Here is a 6,314-nt window from a genome sequence, read left to right as displayed (position 1 = left end):
CACAGCCTTTTTATTAAAATTCTGCATTACCAGTTGTCCTTGGGAATGGAATAACATCTCTAATATTTGCCATACCCGTTAGGTACATGATTAGACGTTCAAACCCCAGGCCATAACCTGAATGTTTTGTTCCACCATATTTCCTTAATTCAAGGTACCACCAATAATCTTCCTCATTCATTCCTAGTTCATTAATTTTACCAGCTAGAATATCCTCACGTTCTTCACGCTGACTCCCGCCGATTAACTCACCAATTCCTGGAACAAGTAAGTCTGTTGCAGCAACAGTTTTGTTATCTTCATTTAATCGCATATAGAATGCTTTGATTTCTTTAGGATAGTCCGTAACAAAAACTGGACGTTTAAAGATTTTCTCACACAAATAGCGCTCATGTTCCGTTTGAAGGTCAAGTCCCCACTCAACCGGATATGCAAATGTTTCACCAGAATTCTTCAATAACTCAATCGCTTCTGTATAAGTAACCCGCCCAAAGTCTGCTGTATGGGCCAAATTCAGCCGATCTAACAAACCTTTTTCTACAAAACTGTTAAAGAAGTTCATCTCTTCAGGAGCTTGTTCCATTACATAACCAATTACATACTTGACCATTTCTTCCGCTAAATCCATAATATCTGGAAGCTCTGCAAACGCGAGTTCAGGTTCTATCATCCAAAACTCAGCCGCATGCCTGGCTGTGTTTGAATTTTCTGCTCTAAAGGTCGGTCCAAAGGTGTATACATTTCTAAATGCCAACGCAAACGCTTCGGCAGAAAGCTGACCGCTAACGGTAAGATTTGTTTCCTTATTAAAGAAGTCTTTCGAAACATCTGTCTTACCTTCTTCAGTCTTCGGTAGATTGTCCATATCCATCGTAGTGACTCGGAACATTTCACCAGCACCCTCTGTATCACTGCCAGTGATAATTGGTGAATGAACATAAACAAAACCTTTATCTTGGAAAAATTTATGAATCGCATATGACGCTAATGATCTTACACGGAAAACAGCATTAAACGTATTCGTTCTTGGACGTAAGTGTGCGATTGTTCTTAAATATTCAAAGGAATGCCTTTTTTTCTGAAGTGGATAATCTACATTTGAAGTCCCTTCAATACTGATTTCTGTTGCTTTAATTTCAAAAGGCTGCTTTGCTTGAGGAGTATAAATAAAATCTCCCTCTACCCTAATAGATGAGCTAATGGGAAGCTTTGTAATCTCCTTAAAGTTACCCATTTGCTCATCAAAAACAATCTGAACACCTTTAAAAAAGCTGCCATCATTTAGTTCAATAAACCCAAAAGTTTTGGAATCCCGTATCGTCCGGATCCATCCGGATAATTGCACCTTTTGGTCAATATAGCTATCGGTGTTTCTGTACAAATCCTTAATTAAGGCCTGTTTCATTCTTCTTCCTCCTAAATTCTATGTAAAAGGTTTCGCTATAGCCAGATTGGATCGTTTTATCCAGTATAATAAAAAAACTCTCATCCCAGGGACGAAAGGTAGAATTCTGACTATCATCATTTTCTATTATCCCTTCAATATTATACAAAAAACCATGTGACATAAGCAATATTCAACATATTATTCATTATATTAGAAAATTAATGTAGAATTTTGAAAGTTACTTTCCGTTTATCTTCCTTGTCCTTATCTCTCGGTAATAAACCAATTTATTTTTCAGAAATCTCACTATGCAAGAGCAGGAATTAGAGAGATTACAGTCGAATTAATAACAAAAAAATGAATTCTTGATCGGGGGTAAGATTGTGGACAAGGTTACCTGTATCGCCTATCTGCTTTACACTTCTTCTAAGAATCAAGACATCCAAGATAAAGCTATTCAATTATTGAATGGAGACATGTCCATACATGATTTAAAAAGGGACCAATCTGTTCAAACACTCATATTAATGGCGGAATCCTTGATAAGAAAAAACAAAATAGATAAGACACAAATACAAGTCTTTGTTGACAAATTTATGGTAGTTGAGGTTTAATTTCTGCATGATAATATTTTAAATTTGTTTTTGATAACATAATATTCCACTTCCATTTTGTGCTTTAGATGTTATATAATAAACAAATCCTAAAGATTCCCAAAAACGCTGTCCTTTTGTGTTTTCTTTTAGGACTCCAATTCGGAGTTTATCAAAACCTCGATTCCGCATCTCACTTTCGTAATGTTCATAGGCCTGTTTCCCAAACCCAAATCCTTGATAATCCTGATGAATGATTAACAACCCAAGCCACGGTAGAGAATCTTTTGGATTTTCCAACATATAATCAATAACCCCAATGTAGGTATCGTCAAGCTTAATAAATACGCTGGTTGTATTTGAATTCATAAATTCCATTACCATATCCATATGTGACCTTGTTTTATTTCCATTTTCCATCATATTATATTGAGGATTTGAATTCATTATCTCAAGAGCAATATATAATGTTTCATTATTTATTTCTTCAAACTTTATCGACATCCTAATTCCTTCTCCCTATCTTTTGCCTGTAAATGAGTATACCAAAATCAGCTCAAAAACACTCAGCATAATTTTTTCTTTAGATCCTTACAATATTTAACAATAAGCAAAAAAGAAAGGTGATTTAAATGGTACAAGTAGAAGTAACTATAACTTTCGAAGGAAAAAGCTATTTAACAAATGTAATTGCAAATCGCGAAACGTCCGAAAATGAAATTTTACGTCTTGCTGCAGAACAAGTTCAAAAGCAATGGAAAAAATAATATCTTAAAAAGCGGCAGGAAGTATTAAACAAACTCCTGCCGCTTTAAATTTATTTAAATCACATCGTAAAAATCCTTAGGTACACAAGCCATAAGCGGGCTATATTCTCCGGAAGTGAACATATGCAGGACATGCATTGCACGTGTACAAACGGTATAAAATAACTTCCTTTCACTTTCCTTTTCATACCGGGAGCAATCATAAAGAATGACCGCATCAAATTCAATTCCTTTGGCTAAGTAAGATGGAATAACATTAATTCCTTTTTCATAAGAAATGGTCCCTTTTTCGATTAAATGAACCGGTAGAGCATCTTTTATTTCCTCAAACAACATTTTACTTTCTGCTTCCGTCCGACAGATTACCGCAATCGTTTGATGTCCTTCTGATTGATATTGTTTAATTGTTTCAAGAATGGTCCCATTTAAACGTTTCTGTTCCACATAGCTTACGGTTGGTTTCTTTCCCCTCCGGTTAAAGGCTTCTATTTTTTCTCCGCCTGTAATTAAAGCACTTGAAAACTCCACAATTTCCCTGGTTGAACGATAGGTCTTGGTTAAAATAAAAGTTTCCACCTCTTCATCCCTAATATCCAGATCTGTCAAAACGGTTTGAGAACCTGTTGCCCCTGAGAAAATGGCCTGGTTAAAATCGCCAAGCAGTGTCATCTTACTGTAAGGAAAAAGCCTCTGGATAAAGGCAAACTGGAAGGGAGTATAATCCTGAGCTTCATCAATAAAAATATGGCGAATTGCTGTGTTGGATTTCCGGCCTTCTAATAAATCCTGCAGGTAGACTAGCGGTGTAGCATCTTCATAGGGAACCATCCTATGCTGAATGTGATTCATTGTTTGTTGACTAATCTCTTGCCAATATTTTGGAAGGCCGTTAACATCTTGTTCAGTATCCTTAAATAACTGCAAGTATAATTGTGTTAGATCAATAAATTTTAAGTTTTTTACCCTTGCAAATAACGGTTTAAATCTTTCTTTTACAATCATTTCTGCAAGCAGCCGTTGTTCTCTTTCAAAATCATCAAAGGTATTGTCGGAAAATCTATTCTTCTCTTGAAGCTTTTTAAATGCCTCCATGTAGTCTTCTTTTTCAAGGAATTGAATTTCTTCCTCGACCCAGCTTCGAGACCGTTCTCTCTTCACTGCACGTTTTAATTCTTTTAACAGCCATTCCTTTACGAGCTGAATTCTATTTGGAATGGTATAACTGCTGGCTAACTTATAAAAATAATCACTCATTTCCTTCTTAGAAATGATGATATCACCTCTAAAGGATAAGTCCTTAAAGATTAAACCACTCTTAGAAAGATTGGATACGTAGTCATCAATAATATTTTTAAATTCAAGACTAGCCTTGAAACGAATGGCTTCTACTCTTGCTTGATAAGCCTCTCCCCCGGTTTCACTAAGCAGGTATTCCATTTGCGAAAAAGGATCTTCCACATCATAGGCTTTGCCCAATCTCTCGGTTAGATACTCTTGGAAAGTGGATTGCTGCATATTTTCTTCGCCGAGTTCAGGCAGAACAGTCGAAACATAGCTGTTAAATAGAGGATTAGGTGAAAAAAGCATAATGTTTTCCGCATTCAGGGTACCGCGATAACGATAAAGTAAATAGGCAACACGCTGAAGCGCTGCCGAGGTTTTTCCGCTTCCTGCCGCCCCCTGGACGATTAATATTTTACTTCTTTCATTGCGAATGATTTCATTTTGTTCCCGTTGAATGGTGGCAACAATACTTTTCATTTGATTGCTCGCATTATTTCCAAGCACCTCCTGAAGCATCTCGTCACCAATGGTCACACCTGTATCAAACATGGCCTTGATGTCTGAATTTCGAATAATGAATTGCCGTTTTAATTTCATCTCTCCTTCTATGTTGCCTTCAGGTATTTTATAATGTGCATTCCCTGGAGAGTAATCATAGTAAAGACTTGAAATGGGTGCCCGCCAATCATAGATTAAAAAGTTCTCGTCGTTTTCATCCATTAATGAGGCTATCCCTAAATAAACTCGATCCACCTGTCTCTCACCTTCTTCTAAAAAATCAATCCGGCCAAAATAAGGTGAGTATTTTAATCTTTCTAGTGTCTTTAGATTTTTATCCATGTGCATATGCGTTCGTTCGCGCTCTGAGAGAAGTTCAGCTTGTTGCTTGATACTTGCTGCCGTTTCGATAATATCATCTGGTTCATCCATGTTTACCGTAACATCTTCCCAAAAGTTCTTGCGAATCTCTAAAACATCTGTGCGTACAGTACCAGTATTCTTTTGCAGGTTCTTTATCTTTTGATTGATGACCTTTACCACCGTACTTACTCTCTCCTGCTCCTCACATAAGTCGGTGCTTTCTTTTTCGCTCATCTAACCACTCCCCATTTAAATATAGATTCAATTTCTTGACATCATATAGTTTATATGTTAATGTTATAATAGATAATTTTAAACACATTTAACATATACATATTATACCAACAGTCATTTTATCATGCCCCTTCTTTAAAATCAAGAAAAGAATTTATCGTTCAGAACGCCACTTAGGCGTTTTTTTATTTTAATCGGATTGATTGACCTCTATCTCCCCTAAGACCCATTTTCTATACATTGCATAAACCATTACCATAACACCTTTTATTAAGAGATAATTGATTAATTTAATCTTCGTTTTTAATACCTTAGTTTTAACAAAAATCTGATATAAACAGGCATCAAACAATAGAACCTTTAGTTTTACCCATCCATCATTTTGATTCTTAAATGTAAAATAGGTGAATATTGAAAAGGAAATGGAATACAACGGTGTAATAATAAAATGCTCTGTCCAGGCATGGAATCTCCCCCATCCAAAGCGAAATTTGCGAAGAATCGCTAAAATTAAAAATAAATTTGTTTCGGTTACCATGATTATCAAAAAGAAGGATATATGACGGACGATTACATTCTTCTTAGTAAATCCATAATACCACCAATCGCTTAATACAAAATAGATCGGAATTAAAATGAAGGTATATACTGTTCTCCACCAATTATGTTTATATACCCCAAGACGCAAGAATATTAATTCAACTAAGGTAAAATAAATGCCTCCTAAGAACTTCGTCCCCCACCCTGCTTTAGTAATAGTGAGATATACAGCGGTAAAAGGGACAAATATGGACTGGGATAAAAAAGCCCCAAAAATATTGTCCAATGATTTATTTTTTAAAACATTGGGCTTATATTTGTAACCCTTAAATAAATTTAATACAAAAAATTCCAGTAAATAAGCGAATCCCATAATCGAACCTAGAAAAGTAAAGGTATTTTTCTTCTTTTTATTTTTATAAAAGGCTAAACCAATGAGGAAGGTGTGAATTATAAACAAGATTAAGAAAGGAATACCATTTTTGCTTTTTATCCTCATGTAATCAACCGTCCTTAATCATCTTATTTGAATAGTATTAGAAAAAAGGGAGGAAATAATTAATAAAATTTAAATGACAATGTTGTCGTATCTTTAAGCAACTAACATCGCAAAAAAGCATGAAGGTTACACCTTTAATAATAAAATAA

6 protein-coding genes are annotated in these 6,314 nt (G+C 35.3%); 2 read left to right on the top strand and 4 right to left on the bottom strand.

What is annotated here, in order from left to right; translation table 11 throughout:
- Positions 1 to 13 precede the first annotated feature (13 nt).
- Positions 14 to 1,405, bottom strand: coding sequence for an asparagine--tRNA ligase (gene asnS, locus V7266_RS13425; protein WP_335468396.1), 1,392 nt, complete (start codon positions 1,403 to 1,405; stop codon positions 14 to 16).
- A gap of 365 nt (positions 1,406 to 1,770) precedes the next feature.
- Here asnS and V7266_RS13420 point away from each other — a divergent pair, with 365 nt between their 5' ends.
- Complete coding sequence (locus V7266_RS13420) at positions 1,771 to 2,001, top strand: hypothetical protein (protein WP_335468395.1); 231 nt, start codon at positions 1,771 to 1,773, stop codon at positions 1,999 to 2,001.
- 18 nt (positions 2,002 to 2,019) lie between these two features.
- Here the strand turns inward: V7266_RS13420 and V7266_RS13415 are convergent, their stop codons facing one another.
- A complete protein-coding gene (locus V7266_RS13415) occupies positions 2,020 to 2,484 on the bottom strand; it encodes a GNAT family N-acetyltransferase (RefSeq protein ID WP_335468394.1) in 465 nt (154 codons plus the stop codon).
- A gap of 128 nt (positions 2,485 to 2,612) precedes the next feature.
- Here V7266_RS13415 and V7266_RS13410 point away from each other — a divergent pair, with 128 nt between their 5' ends.
- Positions 2,613 to 2,747: a BA3454 family stress response protein gene (locus tag V7266_RS13410; protein ID WP_335468393.1), complete on the top strand. Its 135-nt coding sequence runs from the start codon at positions 2,613 to 2,615 to the stop codon at positions 2,745 to 2,747.
- 54 nt (positions 2,748 to 2,801) lie between these two features.
- On the opposite strand, the gene helD is transcribed toward V7266_RS13410, so the two are convergent.
- Both helD and V7266_RS13400 read right to left on the bottom strand, forming a co-directional pair.
- Positions 2,802 to 5,126, bottom strand: a complete 2,325-nt coding sequence (gene helD / locus V7266_RS13405; RefSeq protein ID WP_335468392.1) for an RNA polymerase recycling motor HelD — start codon at positions 5,124 to 5,126, stop codon at positions 2,802 to 2,804.
- 190 nt (positions 5,127 to 5,316) lie between these two features.
- Positions 5,317 to 6,165 carry a hypothetical protein gene (locus V7266_RS13400; protein WP_335468391.1) on the bottom strand — a complete coding sequence of 283 codons (849 nt, stop codon included), beginning with the start codon at positions 6,163 to 6,165 and terminating at the stop codon, positions 5,317 to 5,319.
- Positions 6,166 to 6,314 lie beyond the last annotated feature (149 nt).

This window comes from Neobacillus drentensis, assembly GCF_036965645.1.
Lineage (GTDB): Bacteria > Bacillota > Bacilli > Bacillales > Cytobacillaceae > Neobacillus > Neobacillus drentensis_D.
Note: the sequence above shows the minus strand (reverse complement) of the source record. Positions and strands in the feature narration are given on the sequence as shown.

Coding starts and splice junctions, on each gene's coding strand:
- V7266_RS13410 (WP_335468393.1), top strand. CDS start 2,613: ATGGTACAAGTAGAAGTAACTATAACTTTCGAAGGAAAAAGCTATTTA.
- asnS (WP_335468396.1), bottom strand. CDS start 1,405: ATGAAACAGGCCTTAATTAAGGATTTGTACAGAAACACCGATAGCTAT.
- V7266_RS13415 (WP_335468394.1), bottom strand. CDS start 2,484: ATGTCGATAAAGTTTGAAGAAATAAATAATGAAACATTATATATTGCT.
- helD (WP_335468392.1), bottom strand. CDS start 5,126: ATGAGCGAAAAAGAAAGCACCGACTTATGTGAGGAGCAGGAGAGAGTA.
- V7266_RS13400 (WP_335468391.1), bottom strand. CDS start 6,165: ATGAGGATAAAAAGCAAAAATGGTATTCCTTTCTTAATCTTGTTTATA.